Origin of the sequence: Lysinibacillus sp. fls2-241-R2A-57 (genome assembly GCF_030209535.1) — a bacterium.
In the GTDB taxonomy this organism is placed as follows: Bacteria; Bacillota; Bacilli; order Bacillales_A; family Planococcaceae; genus Lysinibacillus.
Genome location: NZ_JARVRU010000016.1, coordinates 82,600 through 101,837 on the forward strand (window position 1 = coordinate 82,600; position 19,238 = coordinate 101,837).

The window sequence follows — 19,238 nt, forward strand, 5'->3', positions numbered from 1 at the left end:
TTATAAGCTCTATAATTACCAGACAGGTCTCAGTCTCGTTGGTAATTTACCTTCATTTACATCATAAACTAATGTGGTTAAATCTTCTTTGAGCGTTTGCAGTCGTTCAACACCTATTTTTGTAATCCATTGTTGCTCAATCTCAGCTAGTATCTTCTTTTTTGCATTAACTACTAACCAACCTCGTTCGGTCAAAACAATAATTTTCCCTCTCTTATCAGTGGGATGAGCTTTGCGCATTACATAACCACGGTGCTCAAGATAATCCACCATTTTACTTACAGCTTGCTTTGTAATTCCTAAATATTCGGCAATTTCTATACCTGTGGCTCCATTGGGAATGATACATTTAAACATAAAACCATGTACAGGTCTAATATCTCCAAATCCCATTACACTCAATCTGTCATGCAGTTCATTAATTGATGTACTAAAGGATAATGATAAAAGTGATGTAAGATCCAACTCATTAAATACTTCATGATTCACACATAAAACCTCCTCAAATAAAGTCAATTAGGTTGACTTTATTTGTAACACATTGTACTATACGCAATGTGGTCAATCAAGTTGACTATAATTCGATTCTTAAATAAATATATCATGGAGGATTCTTATGGCTAACATCATTAAAGTTAGAGCAAGTGTATTTATTCCAATGTCTTGGACTGAACCTAAGAAGGATACTCAAACAGGAAATGTCATTCAATTTGAAGGTGACTCACGTGAATTTACACCATATGCTGTCAACACTATGCGGTCCAGAGTTGAACAAGAAGTAGTTGTAGATTTTTATAAAAAAGAAATTTTCACATATGCAAATACTGGCATAACAACAGAAAAAATCATAACTCCCGATGGATCCGTTAATAAAAGAACAGGAAAAGCTAGTACGGAAGGTATTTTATGTACTGATATTGTATGGGGATTAGATGACGTTAAATTTCAAATGAGTGCTAGTGCTAGCAACCCATTAAATGTATATGCACCTCCCGTTGATTATCTTTTAACTGTACATGTCAAAAAAGATGGTACTGTCGATATTCAAGGTGCACATGACGGATTCCCTTGTTATGAATTTTATAAGCAAGTAAGTTTTGGTCCTTTTGAGAAAATTCATACACATGACTTCAGAGAAACTGGGGATACTCCTGAAGCTCTAGGTGGAGACATGGAGTATAGTTTTACTAAGATATTGTAAAGACAGTAGGATTCCCTACTTTGGAGATACAAAAATTACATTATTAAACGCAAGTGGCGGTGTCTATTCTGAAAGACCAAAAGCTGAGTTAGAAATGGCTGTTACATATGTAACAAACATGATGAACTTCTTCGGTGTAAAAGATTTAGAGAAAATAGTGATTGAAGGTCACAATCAATTCCCAGATAAAGCGAAAGAAATTATTGCAGCAGGACTTGAAAAGGCTGTTAAAGTAGCAAGTACGTTTTAATTAGTCAAAACTAAGACTCTTTATGGCAGTACCAACACTATTATTTTCATGTAAAGTATGGAGTGAAATTGGATTTCGCTCCATATTTTTTATTCTACCTTTTATTCAAAGGCTTCTTCGCAATCTATGCCTTTTTAACCCCATACCTATCCTCTTCTATCCTTACTTCAAGTGATAGAACTCTCTTTAATTCAACTTAGATACAAATACAGTCTAGATTTAATTTAATGGTATCGTTTTAAAATAGTATTACCCTCAACCAGTTTCTAAGAATCTAAATTTTGCAGATCATTTGCTTACTAAAAAGTTAGTCTTTACAGCAAGCAGAATTTTAGTTACTATTTCAGTAGTAACTAAATAAAGAGGTGCAAACATGCCAGTTGAATTAGATTTAAATTTAGTAATATTATTAATATCTTTCGGTTTTTTAGCCGCCTTTGTGGACGCAGTCGTCGGAGGGGGTGGCTTGATTGCATTGCCTGCCCTCATGTTTGCTGGTTTAAATCCAGCAGCTGCTGTTGCGACCAATAAACTTGCCGGAACATTTGGGGCTTTGACATCGACCATCTCCTTTTATCGATCTGGACAGTTAGAAATTCGTTCTGTGATTAAATACTTTCCTTTATCCTTTATTGGATCGTTACTGGGTGCATGGACAGTTCATTTAATAAATCCTGAATTATTAAAACCAATCATGCTCATCATGCTTGCTGCTGTTGCAGTCTATACGATCTTCAAAAAAGACTGGGGCTCTGTATCTGCAGTTAAACATTTATCACGTACTCATTTACTGTTATTTATGCTGTTGTTATTTAGCATTGGATTTTATGATGGATTTCTAGGTCCAGGGACTGGCTCATTTTTAATCTTTAGCTTTTTACTTGTAGGATTTGATTTTTTAAAAGCGGCAGGAAATGCGAAGTTTTTAAATTTAGCAAGTAATTTTGCTGGACTTTTGATGTTCACTTACTTAGGTCACATCCATTATGTTTATGGATTATTGATGGGGGTAGCTCAAATTGCCGGTGCACTTGTAGGCTCACGTATGGCGATAAAAAAAGGGAGCGGCTTTGTTCGCGTATTGTTTATTATCGTAACAATTACCTTGCTCACTAAAAATGCTTATGATTACATAGTAGTTCGTTAAAAAAACGCTGTAGATATATTATCTACGGCGTTTTTGCTTGTCGACAAACTTTTGGACTTTCTATCCATCATTTCGAAGGTTCTATCCACGACTTTGAACGTTCTATCCATCATTTCAAAGGTTCTATCCACGATTTTGGACGTTCTATCCATCATTCCAAAGGTTCTATCCACGGTTTTGGACGTTCTATCCATCATTTCGACGGTTCTATCCACGATTCCGGGCGTTCTATCCATCATTTCAAAGGTTCTATCCACGACTTTGAGCGTTCTATCCATCATTTCAAAGGTTCTATCCACGACTTTGGACGTTCTATCCATCATTTCAAAGGTTCTATCCACGACTTTGGACGTTCTATCCATCATTTCGAAGGTTCTATCCGTCGCTTATTGTCTAAAATAGAAAACGCCGTAGATATTCACTCTACGGCGTTTTCTTAGTTAAATAAATAATTTTTCGTCTTTAAATTTATGACTTGTTAATAAGCTAACAATAACAAAAATGAAAAGTGAAGCGACAATTGGAATTGTTACGGTATGCATACCAAAGACGGATGGGTAAAAACGATCAATGATTATATATAAGGTCATACCTGAAATCATCGATGCAATAGCACCATATTTATTGGCCTTTTTCCAATATAGTCCTAAAACGACGGACCAAATAAAGACGGCCTCAAGTCCACCAAAAGCAAATAAATTAAGCCATACTAATAAATCTGGTGGGTTTAATGCAAAGATAATAACCGCAAAACCAATAACCGTCGTGACAATAAAGCTTGCCCGCTTAATTTCAGTATCGTTCGCAGTTGGCTTAATATAATTTAAGTAAATGTCTTTTACTACCGTGGAACTTACAAGCATAAGTAGCGCGTTGACTGTAGACATTGTTGCTGCCATTGGTGCTGCTAACACAACGCCAGCTAAAAACGGTGGCAAAACCTTCAATGTCAGTAGCGGCATAACTTTATCTCCAATTTCTATTCCCGGTAAAACTGGACGAGCAAATACACCAATTAAATGCATCCCAAACATGATTGTCCCAATGGCAATAGTGCCAATGATAATAGCTAAATGCATGCTTTTTGAATCTTTATAGCTCATGGCACGAACTGCGATTTGTGGGAGTCCTACAACTCCAACACCTATTAAAATCCAAAATGTAGAAACGTATAATGGCGTTAAATCACCTTCAGCTCCAAATGGAGACACAAGATTTGGGTTTTCTGCGACAAGTGAGGCCATAATATTATCGATTCCCCCACCAGCGATGATTGTCCCAATTAATAAAATGATTGTTCCGATCACCATAATTGACCCTTGCACTGTATCCGTTAATGCAACTGCACGGAAGCCCCCAATGATTACATAAACTAATACGGAAATCGCAAAAATAAAGAGTGCAGTTGTGTAGTTTAAGCCAGTTAACGATTCGATTAAGCGAGCACCACCTACCCATTGAGCCATCATCGCAGAAAATAAAAATACGATAATACTAATAGCTGATAAAATCACAATAACATGGCTTTTATAGCGTTCTCGTAAAAAATCAATTAATGTAATGGCTTGGTAACGTCTTGCGATAATAGCGAATTTCTTCCCTAAAATCATCAGAACAAAGTAACCTGCAGGAAGCTGCGCCATCGCCAACAATACCCAGCCAAGCCCTTTCGTGTAAGCTACACCTGGACCTCCAATAAAGCTACTCGCACTACCGTACGTTGCAATCATAGTCATGGCCAAGATGAAGCCTCCCATTTCACGACCACCAAGGAAGTACTCCTGTAAAAATGAATTGGAAGAGCGTATATGCTTATTTGACCAAATACCAATCCCAAAAATGATGACTAAAAATAATAGCAGTGGAACAATAACTTGCCAGTGCATTATTGATCCACCTCCTCATCATCAAATGGTACCTCTTTGAAAAAGAGTTTCAAGACGAGCCAGATTAAAATAATCATGAAGCCTGTCCCTGCAATACAGCTATAGAAAAACCATGCAGGGAAACCGAATACATACGTATAGTTCTTCGGATCACCCGAACCAAGTCCATAGGCAAAGCCGTACCAAATCGCAAAGTTGACGATCACAAGCCCGATGCCAATAAGCGCCTCTCGATGCGCAATTTTAAAGCGTTGATCTTTCAAAATAAAGTCCCCCTAACCTTCTCTATTTTACTGGTATGTTCGCATTCTGGGAACCTATATAAAAAAAATAAATGACAGTTTGCACAATCATTTAATTTAAATAACGATAAACAGAGATTTTCCTTTTATATCGTGTTTGAAATCTTCTAGCGTGGGGTTGATTTCCGTTCCGGCTTGGCGCTTCCGATTTCATGAACACCCTTATCTTTCTCTAACAGTTCCTACCGCCATGCCTGTAGTAGGCTTTCAGCACCAAGTTATTGCACATGCCTGGCGCACCATTAAAAAAACGCCTGGATATCCAAGCGTTTTCTCATCTTTAATATTGGAATTTTTTGAGTAAGCCTTGCAGCTCATGTGCCTGTTGTGCCATTTCTTTTGAGGAAGTGGCCATATTTTCTATGAAAGCTAATTGCTCTTTCGATGTAAGCGAAACATGGTCTGTACTTTCACTTGCTTTGTTGGCAATGCGTGCCATCTCTTCTGTTGACGCTGTAACTTCTTCAATACTGGCAGACATTTGCTCTGTTACAGCAGAGATGTCATGTAGCTGAGTACTAACTCCCTTAATCGAATGCATAATCTTGTGGAAGACCTGCTTTGTTTCATCTACAACATCCCTACCTGCTGCTGTTTCCTTCGAGTTACTAGAAATGGCCGTAATAACATTGGCCGTATTATTTTGAATAGAAAAAATAAGTGATGCTATTTGATCCGCAGATTCCTTTGATTGTTCTGCTAATTTACGAACCTCATCTGCAACGACAGCAAATCCCTTTCCTTGCTCTCCGGCACGAGCCGCTTCTATAGCAGCATTTAAAGCAAGCAAGTTCGTTTGATCGGCGATACTTGTAATCACATCAACGATATTGCCTATTTGCTGTGACTGATCACCTAATATTCGGACCTGCGACTCTACATTGTCAGATGAATCATTAATGATTGTCATTTGTGTCATTACACGATTCAAAGAGTCATTTCCTTGTGCTGCCTCATTGCTCATTAAATCAGCAGCATCTGAAAGAGTCGAAACGGTTTCAGCAACTTGTTGGATGCCAACCGCCATTTCCTGCGTTGCATGTAAGCTCTCACTTGTACTATGCAAAGTCGTTCTTGAACCAGTTGCTATATCTTGTAAGCTTGACGTTAGCTGTCTCGTCATATCCGCCGTTTGCTGTGCTTTAGATGTTAAGCCATCCGAAGATATATCAACCTGTTTAGAAGAGTGTGCTATTTGTTGCATTAATACTTTTAAGCTTGTCAGCATTTTATTAAAAGATTGGGCAAGCTCACCTGCTTCATCTTTTGAATTAATTTGTAGCTGCTTTGTTAAATCTCCCTCTCCATCAGCTATATCTCGTAGCTGATCATTCATTTCATGAAGTGGCTTGACAAAAGCCCTTGTGAAAAGGAAACTTCCTAATACTGCAATGACAGCTCCGATGAATAAGACAATGAGTATCTTGCCAATAAATGTGAAAATAATAGCATTCATCTCATCAATCGGTTCACCGACAAACCACATCCCAATGATGTCTCCATTTGCATCTTTAATTGGTGAATATAGCGTTAGATATTTTGTTCCTACTACATCCGCTTCCCCTATGAAGGTTTCCCCTTTATTCATTACATTTTCAACAACTTTTGGATCTGCGTCTTTGCCAACTAAACGTTCTCCATTTAGCTGTAGATTGGTGATCAGTCCTTTTGTGCCTTGGAAAATGGTTACACCACCATCGATGCTTTCTCCTACCTCATCCACAAATGCCTCCTGATCAACCATTTTCGTATTCCCTTTGTAAAGCTCACCATCTTTTATGGCCCAATCGCCCTTAAAGCGTTCTTCTAGCAGCATATAACCAACCTTTGAAATATGGGTTATACTCTTCTCAAAATTGTTAAGCATAATTTGCTTCACTTGTATATGAGATACAAATCCAATCATAATGCTTAAAAACAGAATAACGCCCACTAAAAGCAAATTAAATTTCGTACTAATTTTAAAAGTGCGCACAAAGTTTTCTCTCCTTTCTCACATCAATCAGGAATATTATGTATAAAATGTAAACCATTTTTATTAAACATGATTCTATAAATAGTTTCAATACATTATCAATAAATTAACAATTTTAATATAAATGAGTTGTTGGTAAGCAGTGGCTAAGGGAGATACAATGAATTCACAACGTGTCGTTGATTTCCGTTCCGACTGGGCGCTTTGTTGCTGCCGCTTCGCTTTCGCACAGATAAAACATTTGTTGCTGCCGCTTCGCTTTCGCACGGAGCAGAGCTTCCTGAAGGCGTCCGATGAGCCACTTTGTTGCTGCCGCTACGTTAACACTACGCTTTCGCACAGAAAACATCCGCTTTGCTCCAGGGTCTCATCTGTGACCTAATCCCCGAGAAGTCACCCAGTCTTCACTCCAATCAACTTATCCGTATAACATACACTTTAACAACATAATGTCACCATCATCTCTCGCTGGTGAACTAAAATTCTTCATTTTTATGGTGTAATTTTAAATTTATGTTAATATATCTTTTAAAAGGGGAGAGTTTATGAAACTTATTTTACTATTTGGTCCTCAAGCAGTTGGAAAAATGACTGTTGGACAGGAATTAGCTAAATTAACGGATTTGAAGCTTTTTCATAACCATATGACGATTGATTTGGTTGGTCATTTTTTTGGTTATGGTACAACAGAAGGAAAAAGATTGGTTAATTTGTTTCGTCAGGAAATATTCGAAGAGGTATCCAAAAGTAATTTGTATGGGTTAATTTTTACTTATGTCTGGGCATTTGATATGCAGAAGGATTGGGATTATGTCGACGATCTTGCAAAGCTTTTTGAATCTAGAGGTGGTACTGTTTATTATGTAGAGCTTGAAGCTGATGTAATAGAAAGATTGGAAAGAAATAAAAGCGGTAATCGACTTGAGCATAAACCTTCAAAAAGAGATATTGAATGGTCCGAAAAGGATTTGAAAAGCTCAATGGAAAAATACAGATTAAATTCCTTAGAGGGCGAATTAAAATATCCAAATTATCTCAAGATCAACAACACAAACTTGAGTGCTGAAGAAGTTGCTTTAAGCATAAAGGAAACATTTCATTTGTAGAATTGGAAAACGCCTGGATCTCCAAGCGTTTTTTCGGTTCTATAATGGAACTACATACCACTTACAACTTTATTTTAATCAACTGATAACCCGTTAATAAAACAAAATACTATTTCTTCTTCTATCTGACTTAATTTACGATTCAGTTGAGTAGATAGTTCATTAACCAAATTCGAATGGTTTCTTTGCTGTTTTTCTGTTAAATCACAAATTAACTTCAACAACATTATATACCCCATAAACTCCTCTTTAGACAATGGGGGCTCATGCGAAAGTACATAAATTTCGGCATCAAACATTTCGATGTTTTCTAAGAGATGTCTAACATTTTCAATTTTATATTGTGGTTGTTGTGTGTAAATACTTGGATACAAACAGTCCCCTAAGAAAAGTACCTTTTCTTCCTCTACATAAATAAGTGATGAGTCATCAGAATGATCTCCACCTACATGTTTGACTACACACCGAATACCACCTAATTCAATCTCATATTTATCTTTAAAAGTAATATTAGGTAATTTGATGGTAATATTTCTGTCTTCTCCAAATTCTTTTTTTATCATGTCGGAACAAAATTGATTCTCTAGGCCTTTTTCGACACGATTATTTAACGCTTCATCTGTCCAATCAAATTCCATCATTTTTTCAAGATGCATTTTTGTGTTTTCATGTGCAATGGTTAAGAGATTCATCTGATTTGTTCCAAAGCTATGATCCCAATGCCAATGCGTCAATACTACAGAATGATAATTAGCAATTTGGCTTTGATTTAGTTCATCAAAAAATAACTTAGCATGTTTATCAGAATTTCCTGCATCTACAATTAGGGTTTGCTGATTCCCACAAATGACAGACAGTATTGGTCGATCTGTATCAGGATCATGCGGCAAATAATGTATACGATTCGTTAGTTGTTTCAAATTTTTCTCCATTATCTTAACTCCCTTTGTTTTCATTAGTTCCGACAATCTTATTTAATGTATCAAGAACATTTTTTAACTCTGTTAAGCTAACTTTCGAATAATATTTTTCAACAAGAATTGCGTCAATTTTATTTAGAAGCTGATGAAACTCTTGACCTCTATCCCCAAGATAAATAAAGGTCTCTCTACGGTTTATTGAATTCTCTTGTCGATAGATCATTTTCATTTCTTCGAGCTTTGAAATTACTTGGCTAACCGCACTTTTTGAAATACCAAAATGATTTGCAATTTCATTCGCGATTAAGGGCTCATTGCGAATGATATAAAACATAATAATTTCTTGTTGAGGGGTTAAATGAAAGTTTTCTAATTCCTCAACCTCTTTGGTTTCTTGTAAAACTAACAACTTGAACTGCTCAAACTTCTGATTGATTTGGTCTATCATTATTAAATAATCATGCACAGTTTTATCAGCCCCAATTCACATTTAGTTAAGTTAAGTTTACTTAACTATTATTAGTTTGTCAATTATTGTATGAACTTATTGAAGATGGAAATCATTCTATTCCCCTTGATCTTATTTTTTCATAGCCACTGCTCACTAATTAGTGAGCAGTGGGAAGACAGTAAATTCACAACGTAGGGTTTATTTCCGTTCCTCCTAGGGGCGTCGGGGCAACAACAAATGGTTTTTGTGCGAAAGCGAAGTGCTAAGGAAGTGGCTGTATATATTCTTCAAAAGGATTATTATGATTTCTTATTAAATCTCCTGATACTTTATTTAGTTATTGAATATTCATCAATCGCTTGAACGGCTAGTTCCAACGCTTTGATTCTTCTTTCTAATAGCGTTCTTTGGGGACTACCAACCTTCGACTTAATATATATGTTCTCAATTGATGGTAATAAACCAGTAAGAACATTGCGAGCTTCAGCTAAATCTTCTGGGGTATATTGATGGGGGCTTTGATTCCAAACATTTTCTAGCATTGCTAAGCCAATGCAAACAGCTTTGAGTCGTTTCTTCACTAATTTAGTATTTGCGCCTTTCTGAGTCATCTGGGACAAGGCATTTTCGAGTTTTCTGATTGTCGATTGTAAAGAATTTATTGATTCCATTTTTTCTACATTTGATACGTTTTCCATATTAGTACTGCCCTTTCTTCGTTCCCGAATTATATTCTTGATACTTCCTTAAGAAACTGATTTCACTCGCAATATTTTAACATAAATACTCCTTCCTCGATTTAGGATGATTCTAGGAAGAAGTTGCTTTGAGCAATAAGAAAATATTTCATTTATAGACCTGAAAAAACGCCTGGATCTCCAAGCGCTTCCTTTTAATTCATAGTTTTCACATACATTTGTAATGCTTTTTTATCAATTTTTCCGACACTTGTTTTTGGCAATTCATCGATGACAATAATCTTTTTGGGGATTTTGTAGCGACCTAGATGCTTACTACAGATTTCTTTAATTTCCTCTAATAAAGTATCTTCCCGATCATTACAAACGATAAAGGCTACTACAATTTCTCCCCAATAATTATCCTCTACGCCAATCACCGCGACTTCTTGAACTAACTGATGGCGTAAAATATATTGCTCAACCTCCTGCGGATAAACATTTTCACCACCAGAAATAATCATCTCCTTACTGCGACCGACAATATAAAAGTCACCGTCTTCATCCATCATGGCTAAATCACCAGTTTTTAACCAACCGTCATGAATGATTTTTTCAGTTTCCTGCTGATTATTCCAGTAAAACCGAAACATATGCTTTCCTTTGACCAATAGCTCGCCCACTTCATTTGGTGAACAGCCTTCTCCTGCACTATTGATAATTTTAGCTTCATTGAATTGCATGCTCTTTCCTACAGCACCCTTTTTCAAATAAGCATCCTCGCGAGCAATATAAAAATTATTTGGACCTGCTTCCGTTAAGCCGTAGCCCTCTTTAAAAAATAGTCCTTTTTTATAAAATTCATCATAGATTGGATACGGACATGGTGCCCCTCCTGATAAAAATACTTTCATAGAAGGGAAGCTACTCTTCTTAAAGTAATCCGTCGCAATCATCGCTTGGTACATCGTTGGTACAAAAAGCGAAATCGTCGTCTTATATTGATTCGTTGCCTTAAGTGCCGTTTCTGCGTCAAACTTATCAGCAATAACAACCGTACCCCCAGCCATTAGCAGCGGAATACATAGGGCATTCAAACCTCCTGTATGAAACAACGGCATATAATTTAACGTACAATCAGTATCATTTAAGCCCCAGCTAATAATGGTATTGATGGCATTCCAATTAACAGAATTAAAGGATAGTACAACACCCTTTGCCTTGCCAGTTGTGCCCCCAGTATAAATCATTAGCCATGGATCATTCAGTTCTACCTCTCGAATGCTAAGTGTAGCCGTTTCCCTCGCTAAACGAAGGGAATGCATATTTTCTAAAGATAAAGGGCAATTCATTTCTTCATCGTAAAGCAGTAAGGAAGGCGTAGCATCCGTCAAAATATCATTTAATTCCTTCGTACTCATACGCCAATTTAATGGCACGTAGATCAGTCCCCTTAATCCACAGGCGAATAAGACGGCAAAAAGCTGGATGTGATTTTTCGCAAAGACGGCTACACGACTCCCTACCTGCAAGTTTTGTCGCTCAAAAAAATAACTCCATTTTGTAATTTCCTCCGTTAATTGCTGATAAGTCCACTGCTCCTTTGTTTCTAGGTTCACCAATGCTAGACGTTTAGGTGTTAACGATGCACGTTTTAATATCCAGGCTTGCTCTACAAACATCTTGAAAGCCCCCTTATCACATCATAATTGCCCCATCCACATGAAGCGTGTGACCGTGGACATAGGAAGCCTCATCAGATGCTAAAAATAAATAGGCATTGGCAATATCTCTTGGTGTGCCTAATCTTTGCAATGGTACGACTGAACGCATTTGTGCTAACACATTTTCCGGCATTTTTTTCACCATGTCAGTTTCTGTAAAGCCAGGTGCCACCGCATTAACGTTGATACCCTTACGTCCCAATTCCTTCGCCCAAGTTTTTGTCATGCCGACAATAGCGGCCTTTGTTGCAGCGTAATTCGTTTGTCCAACATTGCCATATACACCACTAACAGAAGATGTATTAATGATTTTGCCCCCGCCGGCAGCAACCATATGTGGAATAACCTCCTGTGTACAATGAAAAACGCCAGTCAAATTAACATCAAGTACTTGTTGAAACTGATCCTCTGTCATCTTCGTTAACATCGCATCACGTGTAATACCTGCATTATTCACTAAAATATCGACTCGGCCCGCATGCTCTATGACCGTTGCAACTAACTTTTTGACACTCTCTCTATCCGCAACATTTACTTGCACAAATAATGCCTGATCTCCTAATTGCCGCGTAGCTAATACACCAGCCTCCTCGTCAAAATCCGCAATAACAACGAATGCGCCTTCTTCTATAAATCGTTCAGCAGCAGCATAGCCAATTCCGTTTGCAGCTCCTGTAATTATGGCAACCTTATTGTTTAAACGCATAATTCTTTCCTCCAATTTCTAAAAAAGCTTCGATTTCAGATGTAAGCTGTGTTAAATCATCAATTAATGGGGAGTGACCGCAGTCTTTTAAGCTAACAAATTGTGCATTGGCACCTAAATCGAGCATTGTTTCATCATTCATTTCTTTTGTTATAACGTAATCACGATCCCCTCTTAACATTAAGACAGGAATGGTGATCTGTTGTACTTCTTGAGTTCCTTTCGCGACCTCATTGTCAACTGCACTAATATTAAAGGCATTTAATGCATGATAAACTTCAGCTAAATTTCTTTGCGTCAGCATATCCTCCACATATTCCTGATACTGTTTCGTGCTTGGTTGCTGATGTGTGTATATAAGGGCGTTCCAAATCGCCTGTAAGCCTTGCACATTTTTCGAGTCGTACAAACCTTGAACTAATTTTGTTTTTGATGTATCGACGAGTACCTCTTCATAAGAAAATGCCCTTTTTAAAGATGCTTGATTGCCAGTACCTAAATCTGTGTAAAATGGATAGCCTCTCGTAGATGCCGAGGCTAGTAAAATAAGTTGCTGACAATAACCTGAATAATTTGCGACAAATTGCATACATACTGCTCCGCCCGTAGACCAGCCAATCATGTCAAACTGTTTCAATTGAATGGCATCCACAAAAAGCTTCACATCATCGCTAAAATCTTTAATCGAAGAAATTGGTTTATGATAAGATGAACCACCAAAACCTCGTAAATCCATTGCATAAATTGTATATTTCTCATCCAATGAATCTATTAAAACATCCCAATGCTTAGAGGATGTCATATTGCCATGAATAAGTAATAAAACACGTTCTCCCCCATGACGTTTACGATAAGCAATCGTTTCTCCATTTGATAGCTCAACAGTTTTTAACATCGCATTTCCCCCTTAGCCCCATCGAATTGTCATAGCTCCCCATACATAGCCAATACCTGCACTTACAAGTGTGACGATGTCTCCATCGTGAATACAACCTTCTTCTACCGCCAACTGCAATGATAATATTTGGTCAATCTGTCCGATATGACCATAATTTTCTAAGTATATGGATTGCTCCTGCTCTAGACCAAGTTCAGATAAAATATAATGATGAGCAGATCTTTTCATATGAAGCATCGCTAAATAGCTAAGATTTTCCTCACTTAATCCACTTTTCGCCAGAGATGTTCGAATGACCTTCAAAAAATTGCTTAAAGATTTTTGTTCTAAGCGCTCCTTCATCCCTATCGGATCTATGACATCAAGTTGATATAAATTATTCTCTAAATCAAATGGTGTCAAAGGTTTCTTAGTACCACCAACAGGCACGACCACATCCTCCGAGAACGAGCCATCCGTCATGATATCCGCCTCTAATAATTGGTTTTTATCATAGTTTTTTTGTAGAAGGATAGCGCCTCCACCAGCTGCTAAATTGTACATAAAGCGTGTTCGAGGATTACTGTAATCAATAAAATCAACATTTCGATAGCCACCTGCCAACAGAATAGTTTGAATAGAATCATCTGATGCCATTAAGCTTTTTGCTAATTTTAGAGCCATTATAGTCGTGCCGCATCTTAATTGCACATCGAATGCCCAAGCATTTACGGCCCCAAGCTCCTCCTGCATTTTTATAGAGGCCGTCCACAGGGGATATTCCTTATGCTCCTCCCCCATATAAATAACAACATCAATATCCTTAGGCTCGATATTAGCCTTGCGTATAGCCTCCTGAGCGGCCCAAACACCCATTTGAACGGTATGATCATGCTCACCAGGAATAGGCTTTTCATAGATGCCCATTTTTTGTCGAATAATATCTTCTGGAATAGTAGAACGTACTGCTATTTCTTTAGATGTCATTTTTGTTTGTGGAATATAAATTCCGGTACTTACAATGCCTACAGTCATTCAAATCGCTCCTTTTCCTGCGACAGGGCACCCGTTGTTTTTCTTTCTTTTATCTTTAATCTCCATTTCCAATACAGCATGCGCAGTGATCCAATAATTCCTTTTGGGAAAAAGATAACAGCTAAAATATAAAGAATCCCAAAGAAAATAATCCAACGTTCAAATATTGGATAATCACGGGCTAATCCTGAAAGTGCATGCTGTGCATATTCAATAACACCCGCTCCGAGCAATGGTCCAACTAATGTGCCAACACCCCCAATAATCGTCATCAATAACGCATCTAGCGTAATGTCCATTGTCATCACACTCGTATTGACGAATCGGAGTGATACAGCATATAAAGAGCCTGCTAAGCTTGCAACGGTCCCTGCGACAACTGATGCAATCACTTTATAATGTAAGGTGTTGTAGCCTAATGATTTAGTTCGTTGTTCATTTTCCCGAACAGCAATTAAAATTCGACCAGTTGGTGAGTTCACGAAGCGATATAACGCAATAAAAATAACGACTAAGCATGCCAGGACGAAGAAATAAAACGTCATTCTATCTCTAAATAGTTCTGGTGCTCTGAACGTAAAACCATCATTTCCATAAGTGACCGAACGCCATTTTTCTGCAACGACTAAAAATAGTCCTGAAAAAGCTAATGTCAGCATCGCAAAGAAATGACTTTTTAATCGCAGTGTCAGTAACCCTACTAAAAAGCTAATGAACCCCGCTAGCAACATACCGACTACGATTGATAATAAAAATATCGAAAGAGTTGTATCCATTTGTTTCAGCATGACTGCCGTTGTGTAGGCACCTATTCCAAAAAACATCGCATGCCCGAACGACACAATCCCTGTGTAGCCAAGGAGAATATCATAGCTCATCGCTAAAATACCGAAAATAAAGATTTGCGTTAATAAAATTATGAGCGTCCTTGAATCATTGACGAAAGGGAGAAGCACTAATATTGCCAGCATGAGGAAAAAGCCTACACACTTTAATGAAAGCTTATTTTTCATGTCGATCTCTCCTTTCGCATTGCAAATAATCCTTGTGGACGGAAAATTAATACTATCGCCATTAATATCATATTGACCGCAAGCGATAACACTGGCACATAATACGCCATAAAGCTACCTGCTAAACCGACTAATATCGCTGCTAGTAGCGAACCTGAAAAACTGCCCATCCCGCCAATAACGACAACGATAAAACCTAAAATCGCATACTCCATGCCCATTTCCGCATAGATCACACCTGAATACGGAGCCATTAACATACCACTGAGGGCTGCAAGTGCCGCTCCGACCATAAAGACATATAAAAATACCCGTTTAATATGAATGCCAAGTGCCTGTGCCATTTCTTTATCCTGTACACCAGCTCGAACGATTAGCCCAATCTTTGTACGCTTCAGCATGTACTGGAAAATACCGAAAATCACAAAACCTACTACAATAATAAATAATCGATATTTTATGATAATTACGTCTCCAATTTCCCAGCTTCCTGATAAATAACTAGGCGTTTTAACGGCCACACCATTTGGACCGAAAACAACTTTAATCATCTCCTGTAGCACGAGCATCAGCCCTAATGTAATTAAAATTTGTTGAATATGATTGCCATACACAGGAGTAATAATTAATTTTTCTGTAATGAGGCCTAATAAAGCTCCCGTTACAATGGCACCTACAATTCCAATAAGAAAGCTCTCTGTGAACATATACGTAAAGATCCCCGCATAAGCCCCCCACACAAATAAACCACCATGTGCAAAGTTCAAAACATCCATTAATCCAAAAATTAACGTTAGACCTGCCGCCAGTAAAAAAATTAACATGCCAGTCGCTAGGCCATTAATGACTAAATTTACGAATAGCTCCAATAAAGTACACCACCTTTATCCGATTCCAAGATATTTTCTTTTTAGTTCTTCATGATGGATAAGATCCTGCATTTTACCTGAGTGAACCGTTCTCCCGTCATCAATTAATGTATACGTATCACCGATTCGACTCGCCATAATAAAGTTTTGTTCTACAAGTACAATGGACGTTTGCTTTTTCATTTCAACGATGGCCTCCATTACTTTCTCTACCACTATTGGTGCCAGTCCTTTTGAAGGCTCATCAATCAAAATTAACTTACTATCATTGATAAATGCCCTGGCCATCGACAGCATTTGTTTTTGACCACCCGAAAGATGTCCACCAGCCTTCTTCCAAAATTTCTTTAAATCAGGAAACAGCTCCAGCACATAATTTTGTCGCTCTAAAGTAGCTGTATCTTCTTTTCGCATCGCCACTTTCATATTTTCCTCTACTGTTAAATCTGCAAATATCCCTTGATTTTCAGGTACATAGCCTATTCCTAATTTCGCCACTTTATAGGTAGGGCTTTTCTTAATTGAATGCGAACGAAATTCTACCTCTCCCTTTGAAGCAGGTGTTAACCCCATAATCGTTTTTAAAGTGGTAGTTTTACCTGCACCATTTCTTCCAAGCAGGACACTTACTTGCCCCTCCATGGCCTCAAAATTGACCCCCTGCAAAATATGGTATTGACCGATATGCGTGTGAACATCATTTAATTTCAGTAAGGTGTTCATCGTACAGACCTCCTAAATAAGCATTTTGTACGGTTTCGTTTTTCATGATGTCCTCTGGTGTTCCATCCGCAAGAAGCTGGCCATTAAACAGCACCATAATCGAATCCGACAAATCTAGAATCATATCCATCTTGTGCTCAATGAGGAGAATTGTTTTATCGCCCTGTTTTTTTATGGTGCGTATAACCTCTAATATCGTCGGTACCTCCTCTAAAGACATACCAGCCGTTGGTTCATCAAGCAAAAGGATTTCCGTATCAAGAGCTAACAACATAGCAATTTCAAGCTTTCTCTTTTCCCCATGAGACAGCATTGTTGTTAGGGCATCCCTTTTATTGTCAAGTAAAACAAGCGTTAAAAGTTCCTCTGCTTTTTCTGTGATCGCTTTATAACTTTTATAATGGCGAAATAATTGGTAGCGTACTTTCTCCTTTGATTGCACAGCTAAACGGACATTTTCTAAAACCGTCAAGTTCGGGAAAACATTCGTAATTTGAAAAGATCGCCCAAGCCCCATTCTTGTTCTTTCTATGGCTGACTTTTGGGCAAGTGATTGTCCCTTAAAATAAACATCCCCTACAGTCGGCTGTAACTCTCCACTAATCAAATTAAAGAAAGTTGTTTTGCCAGCTCCATTTGGTCCAATAATTGATTTCAAATGCTTTTCTGGCATATTAAAATTCACATGGTCGACAGCTGTGTGTCCTCCAAAACGAATCGTTAAGTTTTCTGTTCGTAAAATAGGATCCATCGTATTCTCCTTTCTAACACTTCTATCTCTCTTCATCCATTCTCAAATAAAAGTAGATGAAGAGAGACAGAATTGTCATTCTGTCTCCAACTTCACTAATTCATAATTGGAGGGGCTGTTTCTTCAGGGCTAAGCTCACGAATTAGTACTGGAACCGGATAATCTACCCCCTCTTGTTTTTCAAGACGGATCGAATACATCGACTGTAATGCTTGATGGTCTTCTTTTCGGAAAGTCATTGTTCCTTTTGGCGTTTCAAATGACATCCCTTCCATAATACCGATCAGTTTTTTCGCATCTGCGTCACCCTCTGATTTCTTCAAAGCCTCTACAATAGAGATCGCAGCGGACATTCCTCCAGGCGTAAATAAATCCGGAACCTCATTGAAGCGTTTTTTATGTTCATCAACCAACCATTTATTCACACCATTTTGTGGTAATGTGTGATAATAAACAGAGAACCCTTCCATACCTATTAATGGATTCATAAATTTTAGTGCAATAATATCTGGTGCACCTGTTGAAATTTTAATGCCCTTTTCTTGAATTTTTAAATCTGCAATTTGATTCCACGGTGAGTTTGCTCCTGCCCATACAACAAATAAATAATCTGGTTTTGCATCAATTACTTTTTGCAAATTAGACGTAAAATCAGTTGCTGCCGGATCTGCATATTCCTCTAAAACAATTTTTGCACCTAGCTTCTCCGCAGCAGTTTTAAATGCATTCACCCCATCCCAGCCAAAAGAATAGTCTGGTGCAAACGTTGCAATTTTAACATCCTTTCCAGCTATTGCTGCAGCTGCTGCATAAGCGTCCTGAGAAGAATTTCGACCTGTTCGGAAAATATAGTCATTAAATTCTGCGCCCGTAATGCTATCCGCTACGGCAGGCTCCACAACCATAATTTTTTCGTATTCTTCCGCAAGTGGTAGTACAGCAAGCGTATCCCCAGAGCTAGAGGAACCTACTAAAAAATCAACCTTATCATCCTCTAATAGCTTCGTTGCTTTTTGTACCGCAACCTCAGGCTTTGTTTCTGTATCTTCATAAACAATCTCAATTTTCTTACCATTAACCTCCATCGTACCGCCTGTAGCGTAATCAATCCCTAAATCAAAGCCACGCTGCGTTTGTTTCCCATACGACTCAAGAGCACCCGTCAATGACGCAAGCACCCCAATTTTAATAGTCCCGCCTTCCTCAGTAGTCCCCTTTGTATCATCCTCCGAAGCCTTACCACCAGTTGAACTATCCTTCGTATCATCCGAATTACAAGCCACCATCAACATCGCCAACATTAATAAAAGCACAAATAACCAATGCTTCTTCATCCCATAACCCCTTTCATAATGAACTAAAAAGAAAGCGCTTTCGTTGCTATGTAAACACTATATAAAAGACTAGTTACAAATTAGTTACAAGAAATGAGCTGCCCTAAAGGGGAGCTCATTTTTCTGCCGCGAAAGTGGAGTGGAGCGAAGCGGTAGCGTAACGGCAGCGTAACGGCAGCGACAAGTTCTCTGCGACGAAAGTGGAGCGAAGCGCAACGGCAGCGACAAAGCGTGGTTGAGAGATTTATCGGAATAAATTTGTGTTTTATCGGAACAATTTCGCGATTTATC

21 protein-coding genes and 1 pseudogene are annotated in these 19,238 nt (G+C 38.1%); 5 read left to right on the top strand and 17 right to left on the bottom strand.

Features of this window, described 5'->3' with window-relative positions:
• Positions 1-15: 15 nt before the first annotated feature.
• Positions 16-489 (bottom strand): MarR family winged helix-turn-helix transcriptional regulator, encoded by a 474-nt coding sequence (locus tag QRN68_RS03340; RefSeq protein ID WP_285395265.1) that lies wholly within the window; start codon positions 487-489, stop codon positions 16-18.
• A 127-nt stretch (positions 490-616) separates the two neighbouring features.
• On the opposite strand from QRN68_RS03340, the gene QRN68_RS03345 reads away from it, so the two are divergent.
• From QRN68_RS03345 to QRN68_RS03360, 4 genes and pseudogenes are all read left to right on the top strand, one after another.
• Positions 617-1,201, top strand: coding sequence for a DUF3238 domain-containing protein (locus QRN68_RS03345; protein ID WP_285395266.1), 585 nt, complete (start codon positions 617-619; stop codon positions 1,199-1,201).
• Between the two features lie 22 nt (positions 1,202-1,223).
• Positions 1,224-1,451 (top strand): annotated as a pseudogene (locus tag QRN68_RS03350) (NAD(P)H-dependent oxidoreductase); the annotation flags it as partial.
• A 373-nt stretch (positions 1,452-1,824) separates the two neighbouring features.
• Entirely contained in the window at positions 1,825-2,598 is a 774-nt protein-coding gene (locus QRN68_RS03355; protein WP_285395267.1) for a sulfite exporter TauE/SafE family protein, read from the top strand.
• A 51-nt stretch (positions 2,599-2,649) separates the two neighbouring features.
• Complete coding sequence (locus tag QRN68_RS03360; RefSeq protein WP_285395268.1) at positions 2,650-3,000, top strand: hypothetical protein; 351 nt, start codon at positions 2,650-2,652, stop codon at positions 2,998-3,000.
• 38 nt (positions 3,001-3,038) lie between these two features.
• On the opposite strand, the gene panF is transcribed toward QRN68_RS03360, so the two are convergent.
• The 4 genes from panF to QRN68_RS03380 form a co-directional block, all read right to left on the bottom strand.
• Positions 3,039-4,484 (bottom strand): sodium/pantothenate symporter, encoded by a 1,446-nt coding sequence (gene panF / locus QRN68_RS03365; RefSeq protein WP_285395269.1) that lies wholly within the window; start codon positions 4,482-4,484, stop codon positions 3,039-3,041.
• Complete coding sequence (locus tag QRN68_RS03370; RefSeq protein ID WP_285395270.1) at positions 4,484-4,747, bottom strand: YhdT family protein; 264 nt, start codon at positions 4,745-4,747, stop codon at positions 4,484-4,486. Before QRN68_RS03370 ends, panF begins: the two co-directional genes overlap by 1 nt.
• Positions 4,748-5,066: 319 nt before the next feature.
• Positions 5,067-6,761 (bottom strand): methyl-accepting chemotaxis protein, encoded by a 1,695-nt coding sequence (locus tag QRN68_RS03375; RefSeq protein WP_285395271.1) that lies wholly within the window; start codon positions 6,759-6,761, stop codon positions 5,067-5,069.
• A 166-nt stretch (positions 6,762-6,927) separates the two neighbouring features.
• On the bottom strand, positions 6,928-7,101 hold the full coding sequence (locus QRN68_RS03380) for a hypothetical protein (RefSeq protein WP_285395272.1): 174 nt from the start codon (positions 7,099-7,101) through the stop codon (positions 6,928-6,930).
• Between the two features lie 205 nt (positions 7,102-7,306).
• On the opposite strand from QRN68_RS03380, the gene QRN68_RS03385 reads away from it, so the two are divergent.
• Positions 7,307-7,867 carry an AAA family ATPase gene (locus QRN68_RS03385; RefSeq protein ID WP_285395273.1) on the top strand — a complete coding sequence of 187 codons (561 nt, stop codon included), beginning with the start codon at positions 7,307-7,309 and terminating at the stop codon, positions 7,865-7,867.
• A 74-nt stretch (positions 7,868-7,941) separates the two neighbouring features.
• Here QRN68_RS03385 and QRN68_RS03390 read toward each other — a convergent pair whose 3' ends face one another.
• The 12 genes from QRN68_RS03390 to QRN68_RS03445 form a co-directional block, all read right to left on the bottom strand.
• The gene (locus tag QRN68_RS03390; protein ID WP_285395274.1) at positions 7,942-8,799 is read right to left on the bottom strand and encodes an MBL fold metallo-hydrolase; all 858 of its coding nucleotides are present in this window, start codon (positions 8,797-8,799) and stop codon (positions 7,942-7,944) included.
• Between the two features lie 4 nt (positions 8,800-8,803).
• Complete coding sequence (locus tag QRN68_RS03395; RefSeq protein ID WP_285395275.1) at positions 8,804-9,253, bottom strand: MarR family winged helix-turn-helix transcriptional regulator; 450 nt, start codon at positions 9,251-9,253, stop codon at positions 8,804-8,806.
• Positions 9,254-9,567: 314 nt separating this feature from the next.
• Positions 9,568-9,936, bottom strand: a complete 369-nt coding sequence (locus tag QRN68_RS03400; protein ID WP_285395276.1) for a hypothetical protein — start codon at positions 9,934-9,936, stop codon at positions 9,568-9,570.
• Positions 9,937-10,130: 194 nt separating this feature from the next.
• Complete coding sequence (locus QRN68_RS03405; protein WP_285395277.1) at positions 10,131-11,597, bottom strand: class I adenylate-forming enzyme family protein; 1,467 nt, start codon at positions 11,595-11,597, stop codon at positions 10,131-10,133.
• 16 nt (positions 11,598-11,613) lie between these two features.
• Positions 11,614-12,345: a 3-oxoacyl-ACP reductase FabG gene (fabG, locus tag QRN68_RS03410; protein WP_285395278.1), complete on the bottom strand. Its 732-nt coding sequence runs from the start codon at positions 12,343-12,345 to the stop codon at positions 11,614-11,616.
• Complete coding sequence (phaZ, locus tag QRN68_RS03415; protein WP_285395279.1) at positions 12,329-13,240, bottom strand: intracellular short-chain-length polyhydroxyalkanoate depolymerase; 912 nt, start codon at positions 13,238-13,240, stop codon at positions 12,329-12,331. Before phaZ ends, fabG begins: the two co-directional genes overlap by 17 nt.
• A gap of 12 nt (positions 13,241-13,252) precedes the next feature.
• Complete coding sequence (locus QRN68_RS03420) at positions 13,253-14,257, bottom strand: 3-oxoacyl-ACP synthase (protein WP_285395280.1); 1,005 nt, start codon at positions 14,255-14,257, stop codon at positions 13,253-13,255.
• Positions 14,254-15,270, bottom strand: a complete 1,017-nt coding sequence (locus QRN68_RS03425; RefSeq protein WP_285395281.1) for a branched-chain amino acid ABC transporter permease — start codon at positions 15,268-15,270, stop codon at positions 14,254-14,256. The genes QRN68_RS03420 and QRN68_RS03425 overlap by 4 nt, the downstream gene beginning before the upstream one ends.
• A complete protein-coding gene (locus QRN68_RS03430) occupies positions 15,267-16,139 on the bottom strand; it encodes a branched-chain amino acid ABC transporter permease (RefSeq protein WP_285395282.1) in 873 nt (290 codons plus the stop codon). Before QRN68_RS03430 ends, QRN68_RS03425 begins: the two co-directional genes overlap by 4 nt.
• A gap of 15 nt (positions 16,140-16,154) precedes the next feature.
• On the bottom strand, positions 16,155-16,862 hold the full coding sequence (locus QRN68_RS03435) for an ABC transporter ATP-binding protein (protein ID WP_285395283.1): 708 nt from the start codon (positions 16,860-16,862) through the stop codon (positions 16,155-16,157).
• Positions 16,837-17,613 carry an ABC transporter ATP-binding protein gene (locus tag QRN68_RS03440; protein ID WP_285395284.1) on the bottom strand — a complete coding sequence of 259 codons (777 nt, stop codon included), beginning with the start codon at positions 17,611-17,613 and terminating at the stop codon, positions 16,837-16,839. Before QRN68_RS03440 ends, QRN68_RS03435 begins: the two co-directional genes overlap by 26 nt.
• Positions 17,614-17,708: 95 nt before the next feature.
• Positions 17,709-18,947, bottom strand: a complete 1,239-nt coding sequence (locus QRN68_RS03445; protein ID WP_285395285.1) for a substrate-binding domain-containing protein — start codon at positions 18,945-18,947, stop codon at positions 17,709-17,711.
• Between the last annotated feature and the right edge of the window lie 291 nt (positions 18,948-19,238).